This window comes from Clostridium chrysemydis, from assembly GCF_015234215.1.
Classification (GTDB): Bacteria; Bacillota; Clostridia; order Clostridiales; family Clostridiaceae; genus Clostridium; species Clostridium chrysemydis.
The window spans coordinates 22,997-48,797 of sequence record NZ_JADEKP010000006.1; the positions used below are offsets into that span (position 1 = coordinate 22,997).

Consider the following 25,801-nt stretch of genomic DNA (forward strand, 5'->3'; position numbering starts at 1 on the left):
CTTTTTTTATTTATATATTTCTAAATATTTATCTTTTAAATAGTCTAAGAAGTATTTAGGGTTTAATTCCTCACCGCTTACTATTTTTATTATTTTGCTAGGTGAATACATAGCTCCATACTTGTGAACATTATCTTTAAGCCAATCTTTAACACCTAATAACTCTCCATTTTCTATATCTTTATAAATATTTTTATATTCTTTAGTCATAGTGTATAACATTTGCGCTCCATAAAGATTTCCTAAAGCATAACTTGGGAAGTATCCAAAAGAACCGTCAGACCAATGTATATCTTGAAGAATTCCTGAATTATCATCAGTTGGTTCTACCCCTAAATATTCTTTATATTTAGAGTTCCACATTTTCTCTACACTGTCTACATCTATATCTCCATTTATAAGTGCCTTTTCTATTTCATATCTTATAATTATGTGAATACTATAAGTTAATTCATCCGCCTCTGTTCTTATTAAAGAAGGCTCTACGTAATTTATAGCATCGTAAAAATCCTCAAAACTTATATCACTAAATTCTTCAAATTCGTATTTTGCATAATTTATAAAGTACTTCCAAAACGCCTTACTTCTCCCTATAAGATTTTCATAAAATCTTGATTGAGATTCGTGTATACTCATTGATATAGCTGAATCTAAACCTGTTTTTTGCATAGAATCTGGAATATCTTGTTCGTAAATTCCATGCCCTGCCTCGTGAATGCAACTATAAAGACATGATGTAAAATCATTATTGTAGTTTGTAGTTATTCTAACGTCCTTGTTTCCAAAACCTATAGTAAATGGATGCGTGCTCTCATCTAATCTACCAAAATCAAAGTCATATCCCATCTTTCTTAAAACAAACTTAGAAAACTTCTCTTGATTTTCTTTTTTAAAATCTCCTACGAAGAAACTTCTATCTATTTTTTTGTTAGATTTTTTTATTTTAGCTAATATATCTAATATTCCGTCTTTAAGTTCTTTAAATATTTTATCTAGCTTTTCTACAGTCATTCCCTCTTCATATTTATCTAAAAGAGTATCGTATGGATTCTTCTCGAAGCCCCAGTATCTTATAAATTCTTTTTGAAATTCTACCATATTTTTTAGGTGTGGCTTAAATATTTCAAAATCATTTTTTTCTCTTGCTTCTTCCCATGCCCCTTGTGAAAGAGTTGATGCTATAGTAAATTCTCTGTATCTTGTTTCAGGTATTTTGTTAGTCTCTTCATATTCTTTTCTATAAAGCTTTATCATAGCTTTGTCTATTTCTGAAAGATCTTCGTTATTTCCCGCGAAATAATTTAAAAGTTCAAACATTTTATCTGAAGTTGTCATCTTAAAAGATTCAGCAGATAAGTGCTCTACGATTTCAGCTCTTTGCTCTATTGCCTTTTTAGGCATCTTTGTTTGCATATCCCAATACACAACTTCTAAAGCCCTATTAGTAACTGCAATAGATTCAATATATTTTTTTAATTCTTTAAGTTTTTCTTCTCTCATAATTTAATGCACTCTCCTTTTTACCATTCTGGTCCAAAGTATAAGACTGATTCTGTTTCTCTACAATATTTCGTTATCATGCAAACGCTTAGTTTTCTAGGACATTTATAGCAAACACACCCTAAATCTTTTCCGTCACAGTTACCATTCTTAAGTTCTGGACATTCCTTGCAATTAACACCTGTTCCTGCTGCCATTTATTTCACTCCTAATTTAATCTTTACACTTATTATACCAAATAAAAATTTCCTTATAGTAAAAACATTATTAAATTTAAAAGGGATAACCTTAAACATTTAAGATTATCCCTTAATTTTATATAATTATATCTCTATTTTTAAACCTTAAAAAGGATATTGTATAACATACTACTGTAGTTATTAACATCACTATAACTGCAAAATTAGGCGTAAAATTTTCAACATACAATCTTCCACCTAACCAGCCTGTAATAAGATGAGTAACATCTCCGTAGCTTAGGAAAGAATATTTAAGAACTCCAGACCTTAAAAGTTCTATTTGTGGAAGTACTCCTCCTACTACCGTTATTATTACAGAAACAGACATAGACATGATATTACTTTTAAATAATGATGAAATCATAAATATAAAAGAAGTTAATGTTATTAAAAATACAGATTGATACATAAAGCTTTTTAATATAAATTCAAAGTAAGTTATAAAATACCCTGAACCATTTATAAGTTCCATATTGATGGTATCATATCTAAAAACTTTTCTAAACCCTTCTCCAACTGTTATTAATGCTTTTAAAGAATCAAATCCATCGATAATTCCTATGCCTATTATATTTACAATAACTTCAGACCCTAAAATTATAAGAAGTGCTGCTATATTTATTGCTATTATCTTTGAAACTAGAATTTTACTTCTACTTATAGGTTGTACAAGTAAAAATTTAAATGTTGGAGGACTGCATTCCCCTGAAACTATATCGCTCATAAATACAGACATTAAGGCACCTATAATTCCAACTCCCAAAAAGAAAAATATATACATAGCATTTATTCCAAGCGAAAATCCGTAACTATCTATAGGCTCTACATTATTATCTAAATAATAGCTATTTTCTTCTAGGCTTCTATTTATATTATCTAATTCTTGAAGATTTTCTTCACTTTTACTATTAAACTTTAAAATTTCCTTTTTTCTAACATTTAAAGAATCACTATCCTCTTTAACCTTTTCCCTCCAATGTTTTTTAGGCGAATTAATTTCCTTTTTTACTTCGTTTAAATATTCTTTTTCATTTTTCAATTGATTCTCTTCATCTTTAAGACTTTCTTTTAGATATTCTAACTTTTCTTTTTCAGAGTTTTTATCTAAATCTTCTATAGTTTCTTTAGTTTCTATTATTCTGCTTTTATATTCTGCTATATTATGTTCTATTTGTTTTATTCTATTTTCAGGTAAGTCGCTCTTTCTTCTTTCTTCTGCTTGCATATACATAAGAAAGTTCATAAGAACTAACCCACATAGAGTAGCTATAATTATAAACCAAGTCTTCTTCTTACAAAAAATTTTTATAAGTTCATTTTTAACTAAGCTAAAAAGCACTATTTTACGCCCCCTTTAACTAATTCCATATATCTTCTTTCAAGACCATCTCTATTTTTACGTATTTCTTCTATTTTAACTCCGTATTTAACTAAATTTTCTATAAGTTCTGGAGTCATATCCCATTCTATAATTATATTTATAACTCCATTTCTTTCTTTTGCACTTGCAACAAATGGAACTTTTTGAAGTGCTAGAAGTGCTTCTTTCATATCACTAGAAACTACTAAACTTAAGCTTTCTTTTTCTATGTTATGTATAGCTATATTCATATCCTCTACACTTTTTATAACACCTTCGTTTATAAAAGCAACCTTATCACAAAGTTGCTGAACTTCAGATAAAATATGAGAGGAAATAAGAACAGACATATTATATTTTCTAGACGCAGTTTTTACTATATTTCTAAAATCTATTATTCCAGAAGGGTCAAGCCCATTAGTAGGTTCATCTAATATTAAAAGTTTAGGTCTCCCAAGCAAGGCTGCTGCAAGACCTAACCTTTGTTTCATCCCAAGAGAATATTTTTTTACTTTATCATCTATTCTGTTTTGAAGTCCTACAGTCTCTATAAGCTCTTCTACCTCTTCTTTTGAAACCTTTCTTATCCTTGCTATTTGCATAAGGTTTTGTCTTCCTGTTAAGTATGAATAAAGCTCTGGATTTTCAACGATAGCACCTACATCTCTTAAAGCGATTTCTTTATCTTTAACTAAATTTATTCCGCATATCTTTATTTCTCCGTAAGTAGGTAGCATTAACCCTACAAGCATTCTTATAGTAGTAGTTTTCCCTGCACCGTTAGGCCCTAAAAATCCAAATATCTCTCCTTCTTCTATTGAAAAATTTAAATCTTTTATTATTTCTCTACTGCCTATTCTTTTTTTTAGATTACTTACCTCTAAAACCTTCATAAAACTCTTCTATCCCCCTTATAAACCTATTGTTTTCAGAATACATTATGTATCTTAATATATTTAAAAGTATTTCCTTAATCTTTTCTTAAAATTGTAAAATTAAAAAAAGATGCTAAAACTAAAGCTTTAGCATCTTTTTTATTTTAAACTAATATATCTCTTTTTACAAATCTTGTATGAGCTATTAAGTATGTCACTATAATAGTTATTATCATAACTATTATTCCTGTTTGAGGTAATATATTCTCAAGATTATGCATTTGATTTATATCACCCATTATTACATTTGCTACATCACCATAACTTAAAAAGTTTAGGTCTGCAAATTTACTTATATATGGGATTGACATAGTTGCAGATCCAAGTACCCCTACAACTACTGAAACTGCCATAGACATCATACTACTATTAAATAATGAAGATATCATAAATACAAAGCTAGTTACAGCTATTACAAATAAAGTTTGCATAGCGAATCCTCTTAATAAGAATGCTCCGTAAGTTACATATTTTCCTGTAGCATCTATAGGCATAAGTATAGTTTCTGCTCCTTGCTTTATAAATTCATATCTTTGATCTACAAACACCATAGATTTTAAAGTATCAAATCCGTCTATTATTCCGACCCCTAAGACAGTTATTAAAAGCTGCGTTCCTATTATTAGAATTACCGTTGTTAAAACTATTGATATATATTTAGATAATATTACTTTGCTTCTACTTATAGGTTGTACTAATAAAAATTTAAATGTTGGAGGTGTACATTCTCCTGATACTATATCACTTGCAAATACAGCAATCCCTGCTGCAAGTATTCCAAGCCCTAATAAGCTTGAAATTATACCAAAGTTTTCTCCTATTGAAAACCCAAATTTATCAACAGGTTTTATATTGTTATTTAAATAATAGTCATTATTTTCTATTTCTCTTTTAATGTGACCTTCTTCTCTTTTTGTGTATATGTTATTTTCTTGTCTTTTTAATTCTTCTAGTCTGTTTGTTAATTCTTTTTTCTCAGCCTTTACTTCTTCTTGCCACGTTTTTGGTGGATTATTCTTTTCTTTTTCTAAAGTTTTTATAGTATTTTCTATCTCTTTAATTCTGTCTTTCCCAAAACCTACTTCTGATTTATAAAACTCTTTATCTTTATCAGTTTGAGCATTCTTAAAACTATTTTCATTTTCTTTTAGGTTGTTTTTTTCGTGTGCTAAATAATCTTGCTCTGATTTTATTCTATTTTCTACTTTAGAATTTTCTTCCCAACTTTTAGCCGATTTATATCCTATAATATTTAATCCTAAGATAAATACAAAAAACAATGCAAATACAACCCAAGTTTTAGGCCTTTTAAATATTTTTTTAAGTTCGTTTATTATTAATCTAAAAAGCATTATCTTATTCCCCCTTCAACAAGTTCCATATACCTTTGTTCTAATCCTTCTCTATTTTTCTTAAACTCTTCTACTCCGATTTCTAATTTAACTATTTCTCTTACTAGTTCTGGAGCTTTATTTGATTCGATAACTATATTAATTACACCATTTTTATCTTCTACAGCTGTAACAAATTTAATAGTTTTTATTTTATTGACTGCATCTTTTATATCAGTTGATGATATTAAAGTTATGCTTTCTTTTTCTGTACTACTTATAGCTATATCCATATCTTCTACAGCTTTTATTACACCATCATTTATAAATGCAACCTTATCACAAAGCTGTTGAACTTCTGATAATATATGTGAAGAGATTAAAACTGCCATATTATGTTTTCTTGCTGCTGATTTTACTATACTTCTAAAATCTATTATTCCTGAAGGGTCTAATCCATTCGTAGGTTCATCTAAAATTAAAAGCTTAGGTTTTCCTATTAATGCTGCTGCAAGCCCTAGTCTTTGTTTCATTCCTAAAGAATATTTCTTTACCTTATCATCTATTCTATCTTCTAAACCTACAGTTTTTATAAGTTCGTTAACTTCTTCTTTACTTACTTTTCTTATATATGCTATTTGCATAAGATTTTCTCTTCCTGAAAGGTAAGAATAAAGCTCTGGATTTTCAACTATAGCTCCAACATCTTTTAAGGCTTTCTCTTTATTTTTTGAAAGTTTCTCACCACATATAGTTATTTCTCCACATGTTGGGTGAATAAGTCCAACTAACATTCTTATAGTAGTCGTCTTTCCAGCTCCGTTAGGCCCTAAAAATCCGTAAATTTCACCTTCTTCAATTGAAAAACTTAAATCTTTAATTATCTCTCTAGATCCAATTTTCTTTTTTAATCCTTTAACTTCTAATACTTTCACTACTACTCCCCCTTGTCTCTATATATTTATATTACATATATTTCCTTAATTTAAAGTTCCGTTTTTCCTTAACAATTTCTTAAAAAAAAATAAGGCAATCTAAATATTTAGATTGCCTTATTCTTAGAAAAACATTTGAAACAATATAAGTGCTATTATTCCGGGTAACCCTAAGATACCTGCTATAAGAGCTGTAAATATGTTTATTCCTATACTTATACCAAAAGATGCCCCTAATAAATTAACTATATATAACGCTATAACTCCAGCTATTCCGTTAATAAGTAATTTTATTGGCCATTTTAGTAATTTTAGTAGAACATATAGGATTACTACACCTACTAGTCCATATATAATTATTTCTCCATTAGACATTTGATTCACTCCTTAATACTTTGCAAGTCTTGTACATCTTTCTATTATATATTCTCCATCTACTGAAATATGATTTTTTTTCGCAACTTCTATAAGATATTCATATCTCTTTTTTGCTGCTTTTTCTGCATAAATTGCAACTTCTACTAATAATGGATCTCTAACATTATTAAATACGCTTGCTGCAATTTCCATTTCAGCTTTAGATTGTTCAATTTCCGCTAAAAGTTTATCTTCTTCTGATTCTATTTTGCCCCATTTGAAATACTCTCCTAAAAATTTACTATTCATAATCTACCCCTCCGAAAAAATCATTTTTATATTTTAATTTTTTCCAAGAAGCTAAAATTATATACAGCCTATTAAACTTTAAGGAACATTTTTTTCTATAGTCCATATATTAAAACTATAAGAAGCTTTTCACTCATTCTCAAACAAAACTTCTAACTCCCATCTATATTTTAAGGACTCAAATTTTTGAGTCCTTCTTTTTTTATATTTGAGTTCTTCCTTCTAATGCCTTTGATAATGTAACTTCATCTGCATACTCTAAGTCTCCACCAACTGGTATTCCTGCCGCTATTCTAGTTACTTTTACATCTAAAGGTTTAAGTATTTTTGCTATATACATAGCTGTAGCTTCACCTTCTATGTTAGGATTTGTAGCTACTATTACTTCTTTAACTTCTTCTCTCATTCTAGATACTAATTCTCTTATTCTAATATCTTGTGGTCCTCTTCCTTGCATAGGAGAAAGATTTCCGTGAAGTACATGATATACTCCATTATATTCTTTAACTTTTTCCATAGTCATTATATCTTTAGGTTCTTCAATTACACAAATAGTGCTTTTATCCCTTGAAGGATTTGAACAAATAGAACAAGGATCACTATCTGTAAAGTTTCCACAAATTGAACAATACTTTATAGTTCCTCTAGCTTGAACTAGTGCATTTGCAAAATCTTTTACTTCTTCTTCTGGTAAGTTTAATATATGTAAAGTTAATCTTTGCGCTGATTTTTTCCCTATACTAGGTAGCTTTGCAAACTCTTCTATTAATTTTTCTATAGCAACTGGATAAAATTCCATAATTTAATTTCCCTCTCTTCTTTTTATCTTCATAAATGTAGTTTAATCTAAAAAACCATTTAGGACAAACTTTTTTTGAAATCTTAAATAATTTGTTATTAATTCCTCAGAGTGTAATTTTTTTACTTTAGTGGTGATATAATTATATCAATAAAGGGGGACGATTTTATGAAAAGAATGATTGAACTAGAATCTGGAGAAAATCAACTAATAAGTGTAGTAGTAAAGAAACCTGCATCTAACAGTGATGCTGCAAAAAGTTTTTTATTTGGGAGTGTTTTATCATTTCTAGCTCCATCTAGCGCAGGTAGCGTTATGGAAAATTTTATTTTAACTCTATCTGATAGATACTTCTATTTAGAAAGTGTTTACTTTTTACCACTTACAGGAGAAGCTGAAGTTAATGGTTTAACTAAAATACCTTTAAAAGATGTAAATAAATTCGATATTTTAGAAGAAACTCATCCTGAAGAAAACAAAAAGATCTACAAGATAATATTAGAAACAAAAAAGAAAAATTATTATTTAGTAGATGAAAATAAAAAAGATAAAAATTTCTCTCCTGAGATGAAAAAAATATATAATCTTTTGTTAGAATCTAATTAATTTAAAATAAAAAAATAGCTATCTTAAAAAAGATAGCTATTTTAATTTATTAGAATAATCCTGGTATATTCATTCCACCAGTTAATTTACCCATTTGACTTGAAGTTTCTTGTTCTGCTTTTCTTAACGCTTCGTTTACTGCACTAAGAATTAAGTCTTCTAACATTTCTACGTCATCTTCATCAACAACTTCAGGCTTTATGTTTATAGATAGAACTTCTTTTTTACCGTTAGTTTTAACAGTAACAGCTCCGCCTCCAACTGATGCTTCGAATTCTTTTTCTTCAAGCTCTTTTTGCATTTGTTCCATTTTCTTTTGCATTTGTTGAGCTTGCTTCATTAAGTTATTCATTCCTCCCATACCACCTGGGAATCCACCTTTTGCCATAAATAGTCCTCCTCTAAAAATTAAAATCTAATTTTTATTATATATTATTTTTATTTGCTTTTCTATAAGGTTATATTCTTATGTTTTATTTTATACTATGATACCATATCTTTATTTGTACCTTAGTGTTTTAACTTTAATATTTGTTTATTCGTCAATAATCTCTAAAAAGTCTGAACCTATAACATCAGTTAAAACTTCTTCTGGATTTTTAACTTCTTCATTATTTTCTTTAACTTTAAAATTAACTCTTACTCTATTTTTTAAAACATCAGAAAAGACTTCGTTTATTACTTTGTTGTTATCTGGCTTTTCTAATCTTTCTTTGTTAAATGAGTATTGCTCATCATATTCTATAGTGACTACTCCGTTTTCACATGTAGCTGGTCTACCTGTAGTAATAGATGCGTAAATTATCATATTTCTTCTATTTTTAAATTCTTCTAAGATATCTCTCCAAGAAGATTTTACCGCATTTATATTAATACTATTAGATAATTCATCATCGCTATACGTGTGAACTGTTTCTTTTTTAGGTGCTACTTTAGCTTTCATACTATTAAGTGAATTAGTAGAAGTTACAGCCCCCTCTTCTTTAGGAGATGCACCTTTTGAAACTACTATTTTACCTGATTTAAGTGCAGTTTCAAGTCTGTTTATTCTTGAAAGTATTACTTCATTTGAATTATCATACTCTATTTTGCAAATCTTTATTATGGCAAGTTCAAGATATAATCTAGCTTGTTTTGATAATTTTGCATTAGCTTCAGCTTCTTGAAGTATTCTAATGCTTCTCATTATCTCCTCTACTCTTATTCTGTTTCCTTGCTCTTTTATTAATTCTATATTTTCTAAAGACATATCTAAAACTTCTTCTGGGTTATTTGTTACTTTAACCATAAGAAGATTTCTATAGTGAGCTACTAAATCTTTTATAAATAAGAAAACATCTTTTCCTGCAAAAACTATATCGTCTATAGTTCCTATAGCACCTTCAATGTTTTTTTCTATAGTGCATTCTGTTAATTTTAGTAGATACTCGTTAGTAACAAGCCCTAGCATAGAAACTAGTTCGTTATAATCTACTGCACCATTTCCCATAGAAATAGCTTGATCTAATATACTTAAAGAATCCCTCATAGCACCATCTGATACTCTAGCTACAAGTTCTAAACTCTTATCTTCAGCATAAATTCCTTTACTATCTACTATCTCTCTAAGCCTCTTTTTTATATCCTCATTACTTATTCTTTTAACGTCAAATCTTTGACATCTTGAAAGTATAGTTATAGGTAATTTTTGAGGATCTGTCGTTGCTAATATAAATATTACGTTAGACGGAGGTTCTTCTAAAGTTTTTAAAAACGCGTTTACAGCTCCTGTTGAAAGCATGTGAACCTCATCCATAATATATACTTTATATTTTGCTTCTTGAGGAGGGTATTTAGCGTCATCTATAATATCTCTAATTTTATCTATACCGTTATTTGATGCTGCATCTAGTTCTGTAACATCTATAGCTAATCCTTCGTTTATCTTTTTGCACATATCACACTCGTTACAAGGTTCTCCTTCTTGTAAATTAGTGCAGTTTACTGCTTTTGCAAAAACTTTAGCAGTAGAGGTTTTACCTGTTCCTCTAGTTCCGCAAAAAAGATATGCGTGAGCTATTCTATCGTTTAATATTTGATTTTTAAGCGTTGTCGTTATATGTTCTTGCCCTACTACATCTTTAAATGTTTTAGGTCTCCATTCTCTATACAATGCTGTATATGCCAAGGTTATCACCTCTTCTTTTTAAAGTTTAAGTTTACATATTATTATACACTAATAGCGAATTAATTAATAGATTTCATAATTATATACAAATTACTAATTTAGTATTAAGATTTAGTTTTTTTATTTATTTAATAAAAAATTCGTTAGATAATGTTTATATACATTCGTATAAGGAGGAAAAGTAATGAAAAATAAACTTAATAAATTTCAAAAGTCCCATTTAATATTCTTTTTTATAGGCATAATATTATTTTTAGCATCTTTATCATTTGCTATATACTTTTTTGCTTCAAATTATTTTTTAAGTTTTACTTATAAACCTTTAAAATCATTTGCAAAAAATATAGCTACTATTTCTGAAATAGGATTTTTCTTAGCTTTAGGATTATTCATTTTGAGATTTTTGATTAAAGATTTAAGTTCTCGCGGTGTTTCTTTATTAAATAAACAATTATCAAGATTTAATTTTGAAATACCAACTGATATTTCAAATAGAATATTAGATAGTTATCCTTTTAAAAAATTCAGAGAAATTTTAATGCCTTTTGCTAAATTTTTTCAAAGATATCATATAATTTTTGCACTTCTTGCAGGTTCAATAATTTTAATACATGGATGCATTTTTTTATCACTAGGTTTTAAGTGGGAAATAGGATATATATTTGGAGTTTTAGCTATGATTAATTTATTTATTATTATAGTATCTGGTATCTTTAGAATTTTTAATAAAAATATTTTACCTCACAAACATCTAGGAATATCTTTTATAGTTCTTATGTGCTTACACATATTATTTATTTAATATATTAATTTGAATTATTATAATCTATAATATAGAATTAAGTAGATATTTTTAGAAAGGGGTGTCTTTTTATGAGTCTTTATGACAAACAATACTTAGATATTGTAGAAAAGATATTAGATAACGGTTATTACGATCAAAACAGAACTGGTGTAGCTACTTACAAAATACCACACCAATTTATGCAATTTGATTTAGAAAAAGAATTTCCTATTTTAACTACTAAATTCGTAGCATTCAAAACTGCTGTAAAAGAGCTTTTATGGATATATAAAGATCAATCAAATAGCGTAAAAAAACTACAAGAACAAAACGTTAAAATATGGAACGAATGGATGATGGAAGACGGAACTATCGGAACTTCTTACGGTTGGGTTGTTAAAAAATTCGATCAATTAGATAAATTAATCGAAGCTTTAAAAAATAATCCTCAAGATAGAAGAATGATGATAAACCTTTGGCAAATTCCATACTTAGATACAGGTGCACTTCACCCTTGTTGCTTCCTAACTATGTGGGATGTAACAGATGGTAGACTTAACTGTATGCTTGTACAAAGAAGTGGAGATATCCCACTAGGTGTACCTTTTAACACTACCCAATACGCAGTGCTTGTTCACTTAATTGCACAAGTTACAGGATTAAAACCTGGTTTATTTACTCACGTAATAAATAATGCTCACATATATGAAAATCAAATCGAAGGAATGAAAATCCAATTAAGCAGAAGAAACGATGCTTACGAAGCACCAAAGCTTTGGTTAAATCCAGAAATTAAAGATTTCTACGATTTCACTCCTGAAGATATAAAACTAGAAAACTATGAATACCATCCATCAATAAAAATGGAGGTTTCAGTATAATGTTATCTATAATAGTTGCTACAGCTTCTAACAATGCTATCGGAAAAGATAACAAGCTTTTATGGCATATTTCTGAAGATTTAAAAAGATTTAAAGAGATTACATCATCTCACAAAATCTTTATGGGAAGAAAGACTTTCGAGTCCCTTCCTGGTATTTTACCAAACAGGCCTCATTTAATCTTAACTAGAGATAAGAATTTTTCTGTTTCTTCTGATAAAGTTACTATATTTAATAATTTAGATGACTTTTTAAAGGAATATAAAGATTCTAAAGAAGAAGTTTTTATAATAGGTGGCGGTGAAATATATAAATCTTTAATGCCTTATGCAGATAAAATATATCTAACTAAAATTCACAAAGACTTTGAAGCTGATACTTTCTTTCCACAGATAGACCTTAATAACTGGGAAGTTATTAACACTTCTCCTAAGTTATTAGACGAAAAAAGTGGATTAAATTATGAGTTTATAGATTTAAAAAGAAAATAGTTTTTAAGAATAGAAAAAGAGGGTATCTTACAAAAGTAAGATGCCCTCTCTTTCTTATCCTATTGTTCTCTATCTAAATCCTATTGAAGAGTAACCTAATTTATTTAAATTAGCTATTTTTTTTCATAAAAAAACCATGCACCTCGCTTCGACAATAAACTCTAGGCGTTACCTCCGCAGTTAGCTCAGGCCAGATTGATCCACGGCACACGGAAGAAACCACTTATTGCTGCTTCCTTCCGGACCTGACAAAGTTCATGGGCTCCCGTTGCGTGGGACCCAGCCATCAACACCACTTACGTAGGGCAGACCCTAAAGTTTAAGGCCTCTACGAGGACTTCGATCTTGCTATAGCGGATTGCAAGTTACAGGGCACCGCTAACTCCCCATCTAGCACGGTATGGTAAAGAGTGTAGGAGTTGCACCTACAGTAGAGTAACTCTACTCGCACTGCAAAATTTCTTAAGCTTTAAGAAATTTTAGGACTCTCCATATTCATGATTTAATTTACTCACTAATAATATCATATAAACTTTTTAAATTCAATGGTTTTTTATGAGAGTAAAAATCTTTGGCGGAGAGAAGGGGATTTGAACCCCTGATAGAAGTAAATCCTATACACGCTTTCCAGGCGTGCTCCTTCGGCCACTCGGACATCTCTCCTTATATACTAATAATATCACATTACTTTTATTTTTAAAACTCATTCGTTTTTATCACTTTTAAACATTTTCATTTATTTATTTTTTATTATTATTAACTTTTATTTATTAAATACTTAATTTTTCTACAATATCTACGATAATATAACCACTTCAAAATAATTACAAATGAAAAGGAGGAACAAAACTTGAATAATTTTAAAAATAAAATAAAAAACTTCTCATTTACTAAATCTATTAGAGGGAAATTTATACTTCTAGTTGGAGGTATTTTAATCTTTAGCCAAATTGCAACCTCTACCCTTTCCTTCTTCTTATCAAAACCGATTCAAGAAGAACAAATTATTTCAATATTCCAATCTGATGCACGTGGAATAGCTTCAACAATAAAATATTTTTTAGATAGTGAATCTCTTGAAATAAACGGATTTCTATTTGATCAAAAATTTAAAGATTTAGCGGTTTCAAATGTAAATGATCTTAAAGGAAAGGACGCTAAACTAAAGAAATCACAAGAAGAGTTAAATAAAATATTAAAAAAAGATATGAGTAAAAAATACGTATCTGATGTTTACTTAGTTAATAAAGACGGTATTATAGTATCTTCTGGTGATGAATCTGTGCTTTTTGCAGATGTTTCTGATAGAGATTATTTCAAGAAGATGAAAGAGGGAGAAGATACATATATATCTGATATGCTAGTTTCTACAGATTCATCTGGAAAACATATAAATGTTATAGCTAGAAGAATGACAGATGAAAAAGGAAACTTTATCGGAATGATAGGTAAGGATTTAACTTCTGACGCTTATGTTGATCTTTTAAAGAAATATAATGTTGATAGATACAATGTATTTCTAACTGATAAAAAAGGACAAGTTGTTTATAACGTAGATGATTCTTTAATAGGCACTGAAATAAAATTAGATATTTATGATACTAAAGACTTAGGTGATGGAATGAGTGAATTATCTTATAAATATAAGGATTCAGACAAACTAGCTATAACAGATAAAATACCTGGTTTAGGTTGGACAGTTCATTCTACTGGGCACAAATCTGATATAAATGAACCTATTATGAGGATATTATATACATCAGGCATCCTTACTTTAGTTATATTAATAATATCTTTAATCTACACATCATATGCAGCTAAAAAATTCTCAAACCCTATAAAGAAATTAAAAGACTATACTGCAAAGATAGCTAAGGGAGAATTAAACTTTAGAATTACAGATATAAAAACTAAAGACGAAATAGAAGAACTTTCTGACGAGTTAAATATAGCTTTAGATAGCTTATCTACTACTCTTAGAGAAGTTAAAACTACAATAAATACAGTTACAGACCAATCTAGTAATTTATCTGCTGTAAATGAAGAAGTAACTGCAACTAATAGCGAAATAAATTTAGCTATAAATAATATAACTGAGAGAATTACAGATTCAGCCCTTCAAGCACAAAACTGCGAGGATCAAACTAAAGAATTAGAATTATCAATGATTTCTTTAGAAGAAAATAATAAACTTATGGTTAATCAAAGTGATTCTGTTGTTGAATCATTAAATTCTAATAACAAGAATTTAGATACAGTATTAGATTCTAAAGAGCAGTCTTATAGTAGTTTTGAAGAACTAAAGTCTACTATAGATAAATTAATTGGAGGTGTTAAAAATATAAGCACTTTCTTAAATGATATAAACCAAATAGCAGAGCAAACTAATCTTTTATCTTTAAATGCTGCTATTGAAGCTGCAAGAGCTGGCGAGGCTGGAAAAGGCTTTGCTGTAGTATCTGACGAAATAAGAACACTTTCAAGCGATACTCAAATTGCAACTGAAAAAATCAGAGACATAATAAATCAAATAGATAATTTAGTAGGTGAAACTAAAACTACTCTAGATGTTACTGAAAAGCTAAATACAGACGAAAATAATTACTTTAAATTAATGGCATCTTCATTTAGCGAAATGGAAACTTCTTTAAACGAGATGGTTTCTATAACTAATATGATTTCAAACGAAATAAACTTAGTAAATGAAAAGAAAAATGCTGTTCTTACAAGTATTTCTGAAGTATCAGATAGCTCTCAGCAAATTGCTGCAATAACAGAAGAGCTTTCTGCATCAGCAAACGAACAAAGTCTAACTTTTGACACAATTAATACTAGTGCAAGTGAATTACAATTCACAGCAGAAGACGTAAGATCTAAGGTAGAAAATTTCATAATTGACTAATTAATACTAATATTTACTCCTTGTTAATTGATTTTTTAATAAATTTTATAATATAATTTATTCTTGTATTATAATTTAAAATAATTAACGAGGAGTATATTAATGTTTAAGGGTAAAAGTTTTAAAAAACTAAAAGACTTTAAAGTGACAAAATCAATTCAAACCAAATTTGTTATGATTGTAGGGATTTTACTAATTTTAAGTCAAATTGCTACATCTCAATTAACATTTAACCTAGTGAAAAAAGAACAAACCAATCAAATAATTGCAACATTTGAATCGGACGTAACTGGTATTTCTGAATCACTTGGTTACTATCTAAAAAGTGAAGCTGTTGAACTCAATGGATTTTTATTTGATCAAAATTTTACAAATTTTGCTAAAGTAGACGCTAATGACTTAAAAAAATCAGATTCTAAGGCTTCAAAAACTCAAAAAGAAATAAACTCTATATTTAAAAAAGATACTGAAAAATCTCATATAGAATCACAGTATTTAATAAATAAAGATGGGGTAATAGTTGCTTCTTCAGATGAAGCTGGAATTTTAAGAAATGTTTCAGATAGAAAGTATTTTAAAGAAATCCAGTCTGGAAAAGATACTTACATATCAAATCTTATTAAATCAAATGAATCTGGAAACTACATTAATGTTGTAGCTAGAAGAATGACAGATAAAGATGGTAATTTTATAGGAGTTATATGTAAAGATATAGTTTCTGATGCCTATAAGCCATTATTATCACCATATAACAAAGATACATTCAATGTATGTTTAACTGATGAAGACGGCGTTATGATTTATAATTCAAATAAAGATTTAATAGGCCAAAAAATTGACTTAGGTCAAGATAAAGCTGTAAAGGATGAAAATAATAACAACGTATCAAGAGTTAACTATACATTAAACGGACAAGAAAAAATGGCACTAACATCTACTATGCCTTCAACAGGATGGCATGTATATTCTACAGGTATAGTTAAAGATTTTTATGCCCCTATAGATAAGATTTCTTTAATGTCAAACTTAGTAGCTGCTGTAATTTTAATAATTGCACTTATTATCACTTTCTTCCTTGCAAAGAGTTTCTCAAATCCAATAAAGAAACTTAAAGATTATATTGGACTTCTTTCAAAGGGAGATTTAAGTTTTAGAATAAACGATATAAAAACAGGTGATGAAATAGAATCACTTGCAAACGAGCTTAATGATACTTTAGAAAACTTATCTAATGTATTAACTGATGTACAAGCTTCAGTTAATAATGTAACTGATCAATCAAGCAATCTTTCTGCAATAAATGAAGAAGTTACAGCAACTAATAACGAGATAACTCTTGCTATTAATAATATAACTGAAAGAATTACAGATTCAGCTATGGAAGCTCAAAAATGTGAGGAGCAAACAAAAGATTTAGAGTCTGCCGTTAACTCTTTAGATTCACATAATAAAATTATGATAAATCAAAGTAATAACGTAGTAGACACACTAGTTCAAAATAATAACAACATAGAAAATCTTATAAACTCTAAAAAAGATTCTGCAAGAAGCTTTAGCAATTTAAAAGCTACTATAGATGATTTATTAAAGGGAGTAAATAATATCTCTAATTTCTTAAATGTAATAAACCAAATTGCAGAACAAACTAACCTTCTATCACTTAATGCTGCAATTGAAGCTGCAAGAGCTGGTGAGGCTGGAAAAGGATTTGCTGTTGTATCAGATGAGATAAGAAATCTATCAAACGATACTCAAAAAGCTACAGAAAATATAAGTAAAATAATTTCTGAAATAGATAGCTTAGTAGTAGATACTCAAAAAACTTTAAGTTCTACTGAGGAACTAAGTATAAATGAGCATACTTCATTTAATATAATGGAAGATTCCTTTAAAGAAATGGAAAGTTCTTTAGGTAAGATGGTTGAAATAACTAAACAAATTTCTTCAGAGATTTCAACTGTAAATAAAAGAAAAGATGAAGTTCTTCTTGCAATTTCAGAAGTTTCAAGTGCATCTCAACAAATAGCTGCAATAACAGAAGAGGTTAATGCTTCTGCTAGTGAGCAAGATTCAACATTTGAAACTATAAACCACAGTGCAGAAGAATTACAATGCACAGCTGAAGATGTTAGAAATAAAGTTGAACAATTTAAAGTAAAATAAAAAAGAGAGGTTTAAAAACCTCTCTTTTTTATTCATTAGGATATTTAAGCTCTATCTTTTCTCTTATTGAATCTAAAGTTTTCATAACTTTAAGTGATAAATTATTATCCTTATTTTCTTTTAAAGCTACTTTATTTACGAATGCTTTTATCTCGTATGCCATCCCCGTAGAAATTTTTTCAGTTTTAATAGTCTCTATTTTGTTATCTATATCTCTTAATATTATAGTATCTGATACACTAAAATCTTTAAGCGTTATAGTTCCTCTTTCACACAACACTCTAAGGTCTCCTCTACTTTGAGAAATGCAAGTGCAATACATAGTAGCTATAGCATCTTTATATTTTAAAATAGCTGTAGTAGAAGAATCTACTCCTGTATCTAGTTTTAACGCTTCAGCTAAGATTTTAGAAGGCTCTCCTAATAGATCAACTATAGCGTATATACAATACACTCCAAGGTCCATTAAAGCCCCTCCAGTTAATTCTAAGGTGTGTCTATATAATCTACTAGATATTCTCCCTGCGCTAGTTTCTATGCTTATTATTTTTCCAAAATGCTCATCCTTTAAAAGTTCTTTAAGCTTTAAGTATGATGGCATATAAATAAGTCTCATAGCTTCCATATAAACTACGCCCTTTTCTTCTGCTAAACTTAAAACTTTGCTTAATTCTTTAGAATTTGTTGTAACTGGTTTTTCACAAAGTACGTTTAAACCTCTTTCTATAGCTATAGTAGAATATTCCAAATGAGAATTACTATGTGATGCTATATAAATACTGTCTATACCTGAATCTAATAATTCTTCTAAAGTTTTGCACGGCTTTTTTATACCGTATTTTTCAGATATATCTTTTGCTTTAGAAAAAGTTCTTGAAAAGCATGAAATTATTTCTAAGTTTTCTATACCTTTAGAATTTTTTAAAAATTCATCTACTATGTATCCTGCGCCTATTATTCCAAGTTTCATAATTTCTCTCCCCTTTATAATAAATTTTATATTATCTATTTTACACATTATCAAAATAATGACAACGTTTTAATATATTTGTCAAAAATTATATATGTAAATTTTACTTTTAACTCTGTCGTAACCTATTTTTAACATTTATGATTTATAATTACATAAACATTCATATTAAGGAGATTAGCTGTGGATTTAATTAATAATTTTGTGGATACTATTTTAAATATTATTGGTAACTTTGGATACCTTGGAATATTTCTAGCCGTATATCTAGAGTACGCTTGTTTTCCTCTTCCTAGTGAAGTTATATTACCCTTTGTAGGCCTTTTAGCAGCTACAGGTAACGTAACCTTTGTAGGTGCTTTAACAGTTAGTGTAATCGCAGGACTTTTAGGTTCTATAACGTGCTATTACATAGGTTATTTCGGAGGGTCTATCTTACTAGATAAAATACAAGTAAAATTCAAAGGCTCTAGAAAAAGTATAGAAAAAATAAACCGTTTAATAAATAAATACCAAAAGACTTCTATATTTTTTACAAGACTTCTTCCTTTAACTAGAACTTATATATCTTTAGTTGTTGGAAGCATAAAACTTAACTTATCTCACTTTCTACTTTATTCTTTAGGAGGAATACTTATCTGGAATACATTCCTTATTTCTATAGGATATTTCCTTGGTGAAAATAAGGAATTAATAAATAAAATCCTTGGAGAATACAGTATAGTAGCTATAGGTTTAGTTTTAATAATAATTATAGTATTTTTAATAAAGAAATTTTATAAGAAAAAAGAAAGAGCATAAAACTCTTTCTTTTTTTATATTAAAATATTTATTCTATTCTTTTCTTTTGCCATTTCAATAAGATCTAACTGAATCTTACCTACAATAAAATTAACTTCGCTTTTTGAGCTCATACATTGTATAGCTTCACCCTTAGCTTTTTTTATTATAAATTCTATTTCTTCTTTAGTTTTAGCGGATCTTAAGTCGCTCTCTAAAGAAGCTCTCTTACTATTTAAATCTTTAGCCTTTTTAAATAAATCTGGCTTTTTAGATTTTAAATAATTTAATTCTTCCTCAGTTAGAGTCTTACCACTTGCTAGCTTTTTTGCAAGTTTTTCTGATTTTATATTTTCTTTAATAGCCTCCGCTATTAAAGATTTACCTTCATCATTTTCTTTTTTATTAGGCTTTAAAATATCTACTATGTTTGGAGTAACCAAATTATCTTTTTTATAATTATAGTTAATATTTAATTTATTTATATCCACAATAAATACCTCCATAATTTTACTATTATGTAAGTATCGTTTTATATTTCGTATTCTTTAACAAATTAATTATATTCGTTTAAGTAATTTGCAAGAGCCCCTATAAGATTAGAGTCATTTTTGTGTATACAGATATCTAATTTAGGCTTAATTGTTCTTATATCTATATTTTCTCTAATTTCTTCTATTTCACTATCAAGTCTTTCTATAAACCCTTCTCTTTCACTAATCCCTCCACCTATAAGGATTATTTCAGGGTCATAAATATGCTGTAAATTAAATATTCCTTTAGCTAAGTTTTTATAAAAAGTATTTATAGCATCTATACATACCTCATTTCCTAAGCTAGCTTCTTTAAATATTCTCTCTCCATCATATGAATCGTCATTGTAGTGTTTTCTAACCTTTCTTACAAAAGACATAGTAGATGCACACTCACTAAAGTTTCTATATTTAGAACCCTCTTCTTCCATAAGCATATAACCGAATTCTCCTCCGTATAAGTGCTTTCCGTGATGGATTTTTCCGTCACTTACTATAGCGCCACCTATACCTGTTCCACAAACTAAAAACATCATATCTTTTAAGCCTTTAGCGTTTCCTGAGAAAACTTCTGCTAAAGCTGCGCAGTTTGCATCATTTTCTATAGAAACATTTAAACCTGTCTTTTCTTTAAATACTTCTTTAAAGTTTGGTCCGTGGATACAAGGAACTGCACTGTCTCCTCCAACTATCCCACTCTTAGAATCTACTGCACCTGGAGAACTTATAGCTAAACCTTCTATTTCGTATTCTTTTTTCATATCTTCTATCCAGTTTGCTATAGTGTCTGATAGCTCTTCAAAGTTATCAGATACTTTAAGTTTTGATTTTGACTTTAGGTTTCCTAATTTATCAGATACAGCTACCTTTATAGCTGTTCCTCCTATATCAATACAAGCATACATAAACTATTCCCCCTAAAATCCTTTATTTTCTGAAAGTTCTTTAAACCATTTACCACTCTTTTTTATAGTTCTATTTTGAGTGTCTAAATCTAAAGAAACTAATCCATATCTATTTTTATAAGCATTTAACCAAGACCAGTTATCTATAAAAGTCCAAACGTGATATCCTACACAATTAGCACCTTCATCCATAGCTTTGTGAAGCCAAGTTAAATGGTCTTTATAAAATTCTATTCTATAATCATCTTGAATTTCATTATTTACTTTAAACTTTTCTTCCCCTTCAACGCCCATTCCGTTTTCAGTTATCATCCATTCTATATTTCCATAATTATCTCTTATGTTTATCGCTATATCGTATATACCTTTTTCGTAAATCTCCCAGCCTCTGTGAGGATTCATCTTTCTACCTGGCATCTCGTAGTGGTCATAATAGTATTCAGGCATAAAAGGAGCTTCTGGGTTTGGAAGGTTTGCTTTAGCACAAACTCTTCTAGGTTGATAATAATTTACTCCTAAAAAGTTTATAGTATTTTCTTTTATATCTTTTAAGTCTTCACTATCTACTTCTGGCATTAAATCATGCTTTTTAATTATATCTACTAAATCTTTAGTAAATTCTCCTTTTACAGCTGGGTCTAAAAAGCTTTTATTACAGAATAAATCAGCGATATAAGCTGCTTTTAAATCACTTTTGTACTCACTTCTAGGGTAGCATGGTGAAAGGTTTATTATCATACCAATCTTTCCATCACCCTTTAATTTTTTGTATTCTTTTATAGCTAAAGCACTTGCAAGAGCTGTGTGATAGGCTACTAAAACAGCAGCTTTAGGATCTACTTTGTAAGGGTAGTGGTATCCTAAATAGTATCCGCACTCTACGTGAACCATAGGCTCATTAAATGTAAACCAATGCTTAACTCTATCTCCAAATAACTCAAAGCAAGTTTTAGCAAACTCTGCGTAGTAACTAACCACTAATCTATTTTCCCATCCGCCTATTTTTTGTAATTCGTATGGCATATCAAAATGGAATAAGTTCACAAAAGGTTCTACTCCATTTTCTATCATTTCATCTATAACATTGTTATAAAACTGAACAGCTTTTTCATTAACTTCTCCAAAACCATCTTTAAACATTCTTGACCAGCTTATAGATAATCTAAAAGAGTTGTGTCCTGTTTCTTTTAATAACTTTATATCTTCTTTGTAATTTTCATAAAAAGTAGACGCAACATCTGGTCCTATATTGTTATGAAATCTAAAACTTTCAGTTTCATACCAGTAATCCCAAATATTTTTCCCTTTCCCGTCTACGCTATTTGCTCCCTCTGTTTGAGTTGCTGAAGCTGCACTCCCAAAATAAAAATTCTCTGGAAATTTAATCATACCTATCTCCCCTTTTCTTTCACAAAAACTTTTTCTGTTGAAATCCATTGTTCTAATACATCGCTGTATCTTCTTACGTAATAGTAATAAATTAAATCTATTTGTATAAGGATTGGAATCTGCGCTGACATCATACCAGTCGATTCTTCTCCTTCAAGATTTGCTGTAAGTAAAAATACATCTGATAATTTTGTAAGCTTAGAATTTTTGTTTCCTGTTATAGATATAATAGTTACGCCTTTTTCTTTTAACTTCTCTGCATATCTTTCTAAACTTCTATTTCCTCTAAGTGAAAATATAAATACTAAATCTCCTTCTTTTAGGAGTTCGCAAGTCATTGCAATAGCATCTTTATCGTATATTACCTCTATAAGCTTACCTGTTCTTGAAAATCTAAATTTAAAATCTTGCGCAGCTGTTGCGCTAAGTCCAAGACCAAATATATGCATAAATCTATTTTCATAGATATATTTACATATTTTCTCTATCTTTTCTTTTTCAAAATTATTATCTATATAACTGAATATTTTAGTGTAAGATGAGTGTAAATCTGTAGCTATATTTGAAGCACTAAATTTATCTAAATCTTTTAAATGCTCACTATATAAATAATTAAGCTCCTTAAAATTACTAAGTCCTATTTTCTTACAGAATCTTGTTATAGACGCTGGAGAAACACATAATTTTTTTGATAATTCGTTTATAGGCAAACTTGGATTATTTTCTAAAAAATATTCCGCTATCTTTTCTTCAACGTAAGTAAACTCCATCTTAGAATGTGTTATTCTTAAAATTATCTCTTTATTCATTTTCTAAATCCAGCCCCTATCTTAAGTTAAAAATTAATTTTTAAAGTTTTTATTTCACCTTTTTTAAATTCTCCAAGGTTTATACACCCTTCATAGTTAATTTTATCAGATTTACCTTTATTATTCATATCAATCCATTGATGGTTTTTACAGTTTTCTATAAAAATTTCACCTGAATCTATAATTTCTTCACCATTATTTACGAATCTTATAAAATACGAGTTTTTATCTATAGGTGATATTGATGTAATTTTTATATCTTTTAACTTATCTGTATCTATTAAACTCTCTGAAAGGTTTAATTTTTCTCTTAAAGGATGCATAACAAAATACTTTAAAGTATTAGTAAACCTATTTATTTCTTGAACTTGATAATCTAAAACTGTAGTTGCGTAATCTTTCCATCTTTCACTAACTTGGTTTAAACTTATAAGATTATCTAAGCATAAAGAAAATTTAAACTTCATTTTTTTTATTAATTCACTGTCTGGAGTTTCTATATATTTAAATTCATTTCCAGATGCAACTCCAGGTCTCCTTATTAAATCTGGCTTTCCAAGATACCCTACGCTTCTAAAAAGAGTTAAAGCTATTTTAGAGTCGTCTAAAATCTCGTATTCTTTTATTCCTTTATTAAAGATATAAGCGCTAGAATTTTCGTTTTGAAGCCCTACAAAATGAAGCATAGGATATATAGGAGTCGGCTCCTCTTTCCATAAAAGCTCCCTCCAGTTATCTAAGTGCTTTGGCTTGTTTTCTCTTTTTATCACTCCAAAAGCAGTATCTGAAATGCTGTATTTACTAGTTATTCCTGTATCTAAGACTGCCCTCATTCTGTGATCATTTGCGGTATTATTTAGTTCTAAATGAAAATCTATGTTTTTACTGTTATTTAAAGATATCTTTAATTTATAATCTATATCACTATTTAAAACCTCTTCTTCTCTAGCTTTTAAATCCTTTGGAACTTTAAATTTTCCTTTTATTTTTAGCTCATTAAATATATCTCCTTTTACTTTTGAAACTGTAGAATTTTCAAAAGTAAATTTAAGTAATAAGTCTTTTTCAGGTGGTGAGTAATCGTACGTGTCTCCATCATCTCCAGATTCTTCTATATAAACACAATCTTCTAAAAGCATTTTTCTTCTTTTATCAAAAATATTTATCTTTCCATCTGTTAAAGATACTTTAAAGAAATTATCCTCTATTTCTCTAGAATCCATTACCCTTTCTTTTATAATATTTTCATTTTTATCTTCGATTATTTGAAGTTTTAAAATTCCAAGTCCTGAAATTTCTTTATCTATAAGAATTTTAGATACGTAATAATAAAGATTTTCATCATAATCTTTTTCATCTTTTTTAATACTACCACTATATTCTTTTAAAGTATTTAGAATTTGATATGGAACTTCATCACCATTTTTATCCATTATTTTAAAGTTTTTAAACTTTGTACTTACAGTTATCTTTGAGTTTACTTTTCTTTTTTTAGGTAGTGTATTTATTAAAATTAGATCATTTTCTTTTTTATCTTCTAAAGATTCACTAATTTTTCTTACTATATAATCATGAGCTGAATAAGCTAATTCATCAGCCTCTATTAGTCGATTTAATATACTTCTATTTGTTTTATCACTGTTACATCCACAAGCACTATCGTGTGCATGATTCATCAAAAGCTTCTTCCATATAGCTTCTAGCATTTCTGTTTTAGGCTCTATCCCTAAGTTTTGTGCAATTACCATAAGAGGCTCTAATTTATAAATTAGCATTCTCTCAACTTTATCATTTAAATATTTATGATCGTATCTTGATGAATATATAGACCTATGAATCTTTGAATTTGAAGGGTTTACAAACTCCCCTAAAACCTCTTCAAAGTTTCCTTCTTTTTCTAATTCATCAAAGAATTCTTCACATGAACTCTCTACGTATTCTAAGTTATTTTTTGTTTTATTTTTATAAAGGTCTATTCTATCTTTTATGTTAAAATCAACATACCTTTGATCTCCCCCTACAGGAAGTAATATGTTTTCTTTTGAAACCCCATCTAATATAGTGTTTTCAACAGTTTCTACATCGTCACTATAAATTAAGTTCCCACCATAAAAATATCCGTTTTTTATGTTATAAACTAATAAAGAACTTTCATCTTCACCTTTCCATAAAAACTCTCTGTTTTTGCAATTATCTTTAGATACACCTCTCCAAAATATGCTTCTCTTTATATCAAAACCATTCATTATCTTTGGTAAATCTTTAGTTTGACCAAATGAATCTGGAAGGTATGCAACTTTCATATAGTCTCCAAACTTTTCAGCTGATTTTATTCCATAAAATAAATTTCTTACTATAGATTCACCATCTATAATAAGTTCATCAGTTTGTGTATACCAAGGTCCTAATATAAGTTTTTTTTCCTCTACTAATTTTTTTACTCTATCAAAATTACTAGGTGCAAACTTTAAATACTCTTCTAATATGCTCATTTGTCCATCTAGTAAATAATTATTAATTAATCCCTCTTCTAATGCGTCCATTACTTCGTCCATGTGATATATAAGTTGTATTATTGATTCATTTGCAGTGAAATACCACTCATAATCCCAATGTGTATGCGAGTATACGTGTACCTTTTTCATAACTACTTCTC

At 28.6% G+C, this 25,801-nt stretch carries 24 protein-coding genes, 1 tRNA gene and 1 other RNA gene; 7 read left to right on the forward strand and 19 right to left on the reverse strand.

The window, feature by feature from the left end; translation table 11 throughout:
* Nucleotides 1-6 precede the first annotated feature (6 nt).
* The 9 genes from INR60_RS13770 to recR all read right to left on the reverse strand — a co-directional run bounded on the left by INR60_RS13770 (nt 7) and on the right by recR (nt 7,765).
* Nucleotides 7-1,500, reverse strand: a complete 1,494-nt coding sequence (locus INR60_RS13770; RefSeq protein ID WP_194192081.1) for a carboxypeptidase M32 — start codon at nt 1,498-1,500, stop codon at nt 7-9.
* A gap of 20 nt (nt 1,501-1,520) precedes the next feature.
* On the reverse strand, nt 1,521-1,697 hold the full coding sequence (locus tag INR60_RS13775; RefSeq protein ID WP_194192082.1) for a hypothetical protein: 177 nt from the start codon (nt 1,695-1,697) through the stop codon (nt 1,521-1,523).
* Nucleotides 1,698-1,815: 118 nt separating this feature from the next.
* Entirely contained in the window at nt 1,816-3,078 is a 1,263-nt protein-coding gene (locus INR60_RS13780; protein WP_194192083.1) for a DUF2705 family protein, read from the reverse strand.
* On the reverse strand, nt 3,078-3,992 hold the full coding sequence (locus tag INR60_RS13785; protein ID WP_194192084.1) for an ABC transporter ATP-binding protein: 915 nt from the start codon (nt 3,990-3,992) through the stop codon (nt 3,078-3,080). Before INR60_RS13785 ends, INR60_RS13780 begins: the two co-directional genes overlap by 1 nt.
* A 146-nt stretch (nt 3,993-4,138) precedes the next feature.
* On the reverse strand, nt 4,139-5,386 hold the full coding sequence (locus INR60_RS13790) for a DUF2705 family protein (protein ID WP_194192085.1): 1,248 nt from the start codon (nt 5,384-5,386) through the stop codon (nt 4,139-4,141).
* Complete coding sequence (locus INR60_RS13795; protein WP_194192086.1) at nt 5,386-6,300, reverse strand: ATP-binding cassette domain-containing protein; 915 nt, start codon at nt 6,298-6,300, stop codon at nt 5,386-5,388. Before INR60_RS13795 ends, INR60_RS13790 begins: the two co-directional genes overlap by 1 nt.
* 123 nt (nt 6,301-6,423) lie before the next feature.
* Nucleotides 6,424-6,675, reverse strand: coding sequence for a pro-sigmaK processing inhibitor BofA family protein (locus tag INR60_RS13800; RefSeq protein ID WP_194192087.1), 252 nt, complete (start codon nt 6,673-6,675; stop codon nt 6,424-6,426).
* 12 nt (nt 6,676-6,687) lie between these two features.
* Nucleotides 6,688-6,966: a YaaL family protein gene (locus INR60_RS13805; RefSeq protein WP_194192088.1), complete on the reverse strand. Its 279-nt coding sequence runs from the start codon at nt 6,964-6,966 to the stop codon at nt 6,688-6,690.
* Between the two features lie 202 nt (nt 6,967-7,168).
* Nucleotides 7,169-7,765: a recombination mediator RecR gene (gene recR / locus INR60_RS13810; protein WP_194192089.1), complete on the reverse strand. Its 597-nt coding sequence runs from the start codon at nt 7,763-7,765 to the stop codon at nt 7,169-7,171.
* Nucleotides 7,766-7,933: 168 nt separating this feature from the next.
* On the opposite strand from recR, the gene INR60_RS13815 reads away from it, so the two are divergent.
* Nucleotides 7,934-8,371, forward strand: a complete 438-nt coding sequence (locus INR60_RS13815; RefSeq protein WP_194192090.1) for a hypothetical protein — start codon at nt 7,934-7,936, stop codon at nt 8,369-8,371.
* A gap of 49 nt (nt 8,372-8,420) precedes the next feature.
* Here the strand turns inward: INR60_RS13815 and INR60_RS13820 are convergent, their stop codons facing one another.
* Together INR60_RS13820 and dnaX are read right to left on the reverse strand one after the other, a co-directional pair.
* The gene (locus INR60_RS13820) at nt 8,421-8,759 is read right to left on the reverse strand and encodes a YbaB/EbfC family nucleoid-associated protein (protein ID WP_194192091.1); all 339 of its coding nucleotides are present in this window, start codon (nt 8,757-8,759) and stop codon (nt 8,421-8,423) included.
* Between the two features lie 147 nt (nt 8,760-8,906).
* Nucleotides 8,907-10,538: a DNA polymerase III subunit gamma/tau gene (gene dnaX, locus INR60_RS13825; RefSeq protein ID WP_194192092.1), complete on the reverse strand. Its 1,632-nt coding sequence runs from the start codon at nt 10,536-10,538 to the stop codon at nt 8,907-8,909.
* Between the two features lie 184 nt (nt 10,539-10,722).
* Between dnaX and INR60_RS13830 the strand changes: the two genes are divergently transcribed.
* The 3 genes from INR60_RS13830 (at nt 10,723) to INR60_RS13840 (ending at nt 12,694) form a co-directional block, all read left to right on the forward strand.
* Entirely contained in the window at nt 10,723-11,340 is a 618-nt protein-coding gene (locus INR60_RS13830; RefSeq protein WP_194192093.1) for a hypothetical protein, read from the forward strand.
* Nucleotides 11,341-11,411: 71 nt separating this feature from the next.
* On the forward strand, nt 11,412-12,203 hold the full coding sequence (locus INR60_RS13835; protein ID WP_194192094.1) for a thymidylate synthase: 792 nt from the start codon (nt 11,412-11,414) through the stop codon (nt 12,201-12,203).
* The gene (locus tag INR60_RS13840; protein ID WP_194192095.1) at nt 12,203-12,694 is read left to right on the forward strand and encodes a dihydrofolate reductase; all 492 of its coding nucleotides are present in this window, start codon (nt 12,203-12,205) and stop codon (nt 12,692-12,694) included. The genes INR60_RS13835 and INR60_RS13840 overlap by 1 nt, the downstream gene beginning before the upstream one ends.
* Before the next feature lie 134 nt (nt 12,695-12,828).
* On the opposite strand, the gene ffs is transcribed toward INR60_RS13840, so the two are convergent.
* Nucleotides 12,829-13,093: signal recognition particle sRNA large type (gene ffs / locus INR60_RS13845), an RNA gene on the reverse strand.
* A 173-nt stretch (nt 13,094-13,266) separates the two neighbouring features.
* Nucleotides 13,267-13,357, reverse strand: a tRNA-Ser gene (locus INR60_RS13850).
* Between the two features lie 187 nt (nt 13,358-13,544).
* On the opposite strand from INR60_RS13850, the gene INR60_RS13855 reads away from it, so the two are divergent.
* Together INR60_RS13855 and INR60_RS13860 are read left to right on the forward strand one after the other, a co-directional pair.
* The gene (locus INR60_RS13855) at nt 13,545-15,596 is read left to right on the forward strand and encodes a methyl-accepting chemotaxis protein (RefSeq protein ID WP_194192096.1); all 2,052 of its coding nucleotides are present in this window, start codon (nt 13,545-13,547) and stop codon (nt 15,594-15,596) included.
* A gap of 102 nt (nt 15,597-15,698) precedes the next feature.
* Nucleotides 15,699-17,759, forward strand: a complete 2,061-nt coding sequence (locus INR60_RS13860) for a methyl-accepting chemotaxis protein (RefSeq protein WP_194192097.1) — start codon at nt 15,699-15,701, stop codon at nt 17,757-17,759.
* A gap of 28 nt (nt 17,760-17,787) precedes the next feature.
* Here INR60_RS13860 and INR60_RS13865 read toward each other — a convergent pair whose 3' ends face one another.
* Nucleotides 17,788-18,729: a Gfo/Idh/MocA family protein gene (locus tag INR60_RS13865; RefSeq protein WP_194192098.1), complete on the reverse strand. Its 942-nt coding sequence runs from the start codon at nt 18,727-18,729 to the stop codon at nt 17,788-17,790.
* A 183-nt stretch (nt 18,730-18,912) separates the two neighbouring features.
* Here INR60_RS13865 and INR60_RS13870 point away from each other — a divergent pair, with 183 nt between their 5' ends.
* Entirely contained in the window at nt 18,913-19,530 is a 618-nt protein-coding gene (locus INR60_RS13870; RefSeq protein WP_194192099.1) for a VTT domain-containing protein, read from the forward strand.
* Between the two features lie 14 nt (nt 19,531-19,544).
* Here the strand turns inward: INR60_RS13870 and INR60_RS13875 are convergent, their stop codons facing one another.
* From INR60_RS13875 to INR60_RS13895, 5 genes are all read right to left on the reverse strand, one after another.
* Entirely contained in the window at nt 19,545-20,000 is a 456-nt protein-coding gene (locus tag INR60_RS13875) for a hypothetical protein (protein WP_194192100.1), read from the reverse strand.
* Between the two features lie 65 nt (nt 20,001-20,065).
* Entirely contained in the window at nt 20,066-20,947 is an 882-nt protein-coding gene (locus INR60_RS13880; protein WP_194192101.1) for an ROK family protein, read from the reverse strand.
* Between the two features lie 12 nt (nt 20,948-20,959).
* Nucleotides 20,960-22,336 (reverse strand): 6-phospho-beta-glucosidase GmuD, encoded by a 1,377-nt coding sequence (gene gmuD / locus INR60_RS13885; protein ID WP_194192102.1) that lies wholly within the window; start codon nt 22,334-22,336, stop codon nt 20,960-20,962.
* Between the two features lie 2 nt (nt 22,337-22,338).
* Complete coding sequence (locus tag INR60_RS13890; RefSeq protein WP_194192103.1) at nt 22,339-23,145, reverse strand: MurR/RpiR family transcriptional regulator; 807 nt, start codon at nt 23,143-23,145, stop codon at nt 22,339-22,341.
* A 26-nt stretch (nt 23,146-23,171) separates the two neighbouring features.
* A complete protein-coding gene (locus INR60_RS13895; RefSeq protein ID WP_194192104.1) occupies nt 23,172-25,790 on the reverse strand; it encodes a glycoside hydrolase family 38 N-terminal domain-containing protein in 2,619 nt (872 codons plus the stop codon).
* Between the last annotated feature and the right edge of the window lie 11 nt (nt 25,791-25,801).

What these genes read in the sequence shown, in the direction of transcription:
- INR60_RS13770 (WP_194192081.1), bottom strand. Translation starts at nt 1,500, where the DNA reads ATGAGAGAAGAAAAACTTAAAGAATTAAAAAAATATATTGAATCTATT.
- INR60_RS13775 (WP_194192082.1), bottom strand. Translation starts at nt 1,697, where the DNA reads ATGGCAGCAGGAACAGGTGTTAATTGCAAGGAATGTCCAGAACTTAAG.
- INR60_RS13785 (WP_194192084.1), bottom strand. Translation starts at nt 3,992, where the DNA reads ATGAAGGTTTTAGAGGTAAGTAATCTAAAAAAAAGAATAGGCAGTAGA.
- INR60_RS13790 (WP_194192085.1), bottom strand. Translation starts at nt 5,386, where the DNA reads ATGCTTTTTAGATTAATAATAAACGAACTTAAAAAAATATTTAAAAGG.
- INR60_RS13800 (WP_194192087.1), bottom strand. Translation starts at nt 6,675, where the DNA reads ATGTCTAATGGAGAAATAATTATATATGGACTAGTAGGTGTAGTAATC.
- INR60_RS13805 (WP_194192088.1), bottom strand. Translation starts at nt 6,966, where the DNA reads ATGAATAGTAAATTTTTAGGAGAGTATTTCAAATGGGGCAAAATAGAA.
- recR (WP_194192089.1), bottom strand. Translation starts at nt 7,765, where the DNA reads ATGGAATTTTATCCAGTTGCTATAGAAAAATTAATAGAAGAGTTTGCA.
- INR60_RS13815 (WP_194192090.1), top strand. Translation starts at nt 7,934, where the DNA reads ATGAAAAGAATGATTGAACTAGAATCTGGAGAAAATCAACTAATAAGT.
- INR60_RS13820 (WP_194192091.1), bottom strand. Translation starts at nt 8,759, where the DNA reads ATGGCAAAAGGTGGATTCCCAGGTGGTATGGGAGGAATGAATAACTTA.
- INR60_RS13830 (WP_194192093.1), top strand. Translation starts at nt 10,723, where the DNA reads ATGAAAAATAAACTTAATAAATTTCAAAAGTCCCATTTAATATTCTTT.
- INR60_RS13835 (WP_194192094.1), top strand. Translation starts at nt 11,412, where the DNA reads ATGAGTCTTTATGACAAACAATACTTAGATATTGTAGAAAAGATATTA.
- INR60_RS13840 (WP_194192095.1), top strand. Translation starts at nt 12,203, where the DNA reads ATGTTATCTATAATAGTTGCTACAGCTTCTAACAATGCTATCGGAAAA.
- INR60_RS13860 (WP_194192097.1), top strand. Translation starts at nt 15,699, where the DNA reads ATGTTTAAGGGTAAAAGTTTTAAAAAACTAAAAGACTTTAAAGTGACA.
- INR60_RS13865 (WP_194192098.1), bottom strand. Translation starts at nt 18,729, where the DNA reads ATGAAACTTGGAATAATAGGCGCAGGATACATAGTAGATGAATTTTTA.
- INR60_RS13880 (WP_194192101.1), bottom strand. Translation starts at nt 20,947, where the DNA reads ATGTATGCTTGTATTGATATAGGAGGAACAGCTATAAAGGTAGCTGTA.
- gmuD (WP_194192102.1), bottom strand. Translation starts at nt 22,336, where the DNA reads ATGATTAAATTTCCAGAGAATTTTTATTTTGGGAGTGCAGCTTCAGCA.
- INR60_RS13890 (WP_194192103.1), bottom strand. Translation starts at nt 23,145, where the DNA reads ATGAATAAAGAGATAATTTTAAGAATAACACATTCTAAGATGGAGTTT.
- INR60_RS13895 (WP_194192104.1), bottom strand. Translation starts at nt 25,790, where the DNA reads ATGAAAAAGGTACACGTATACTCGCATACACATTGGGATTATGAGTGG.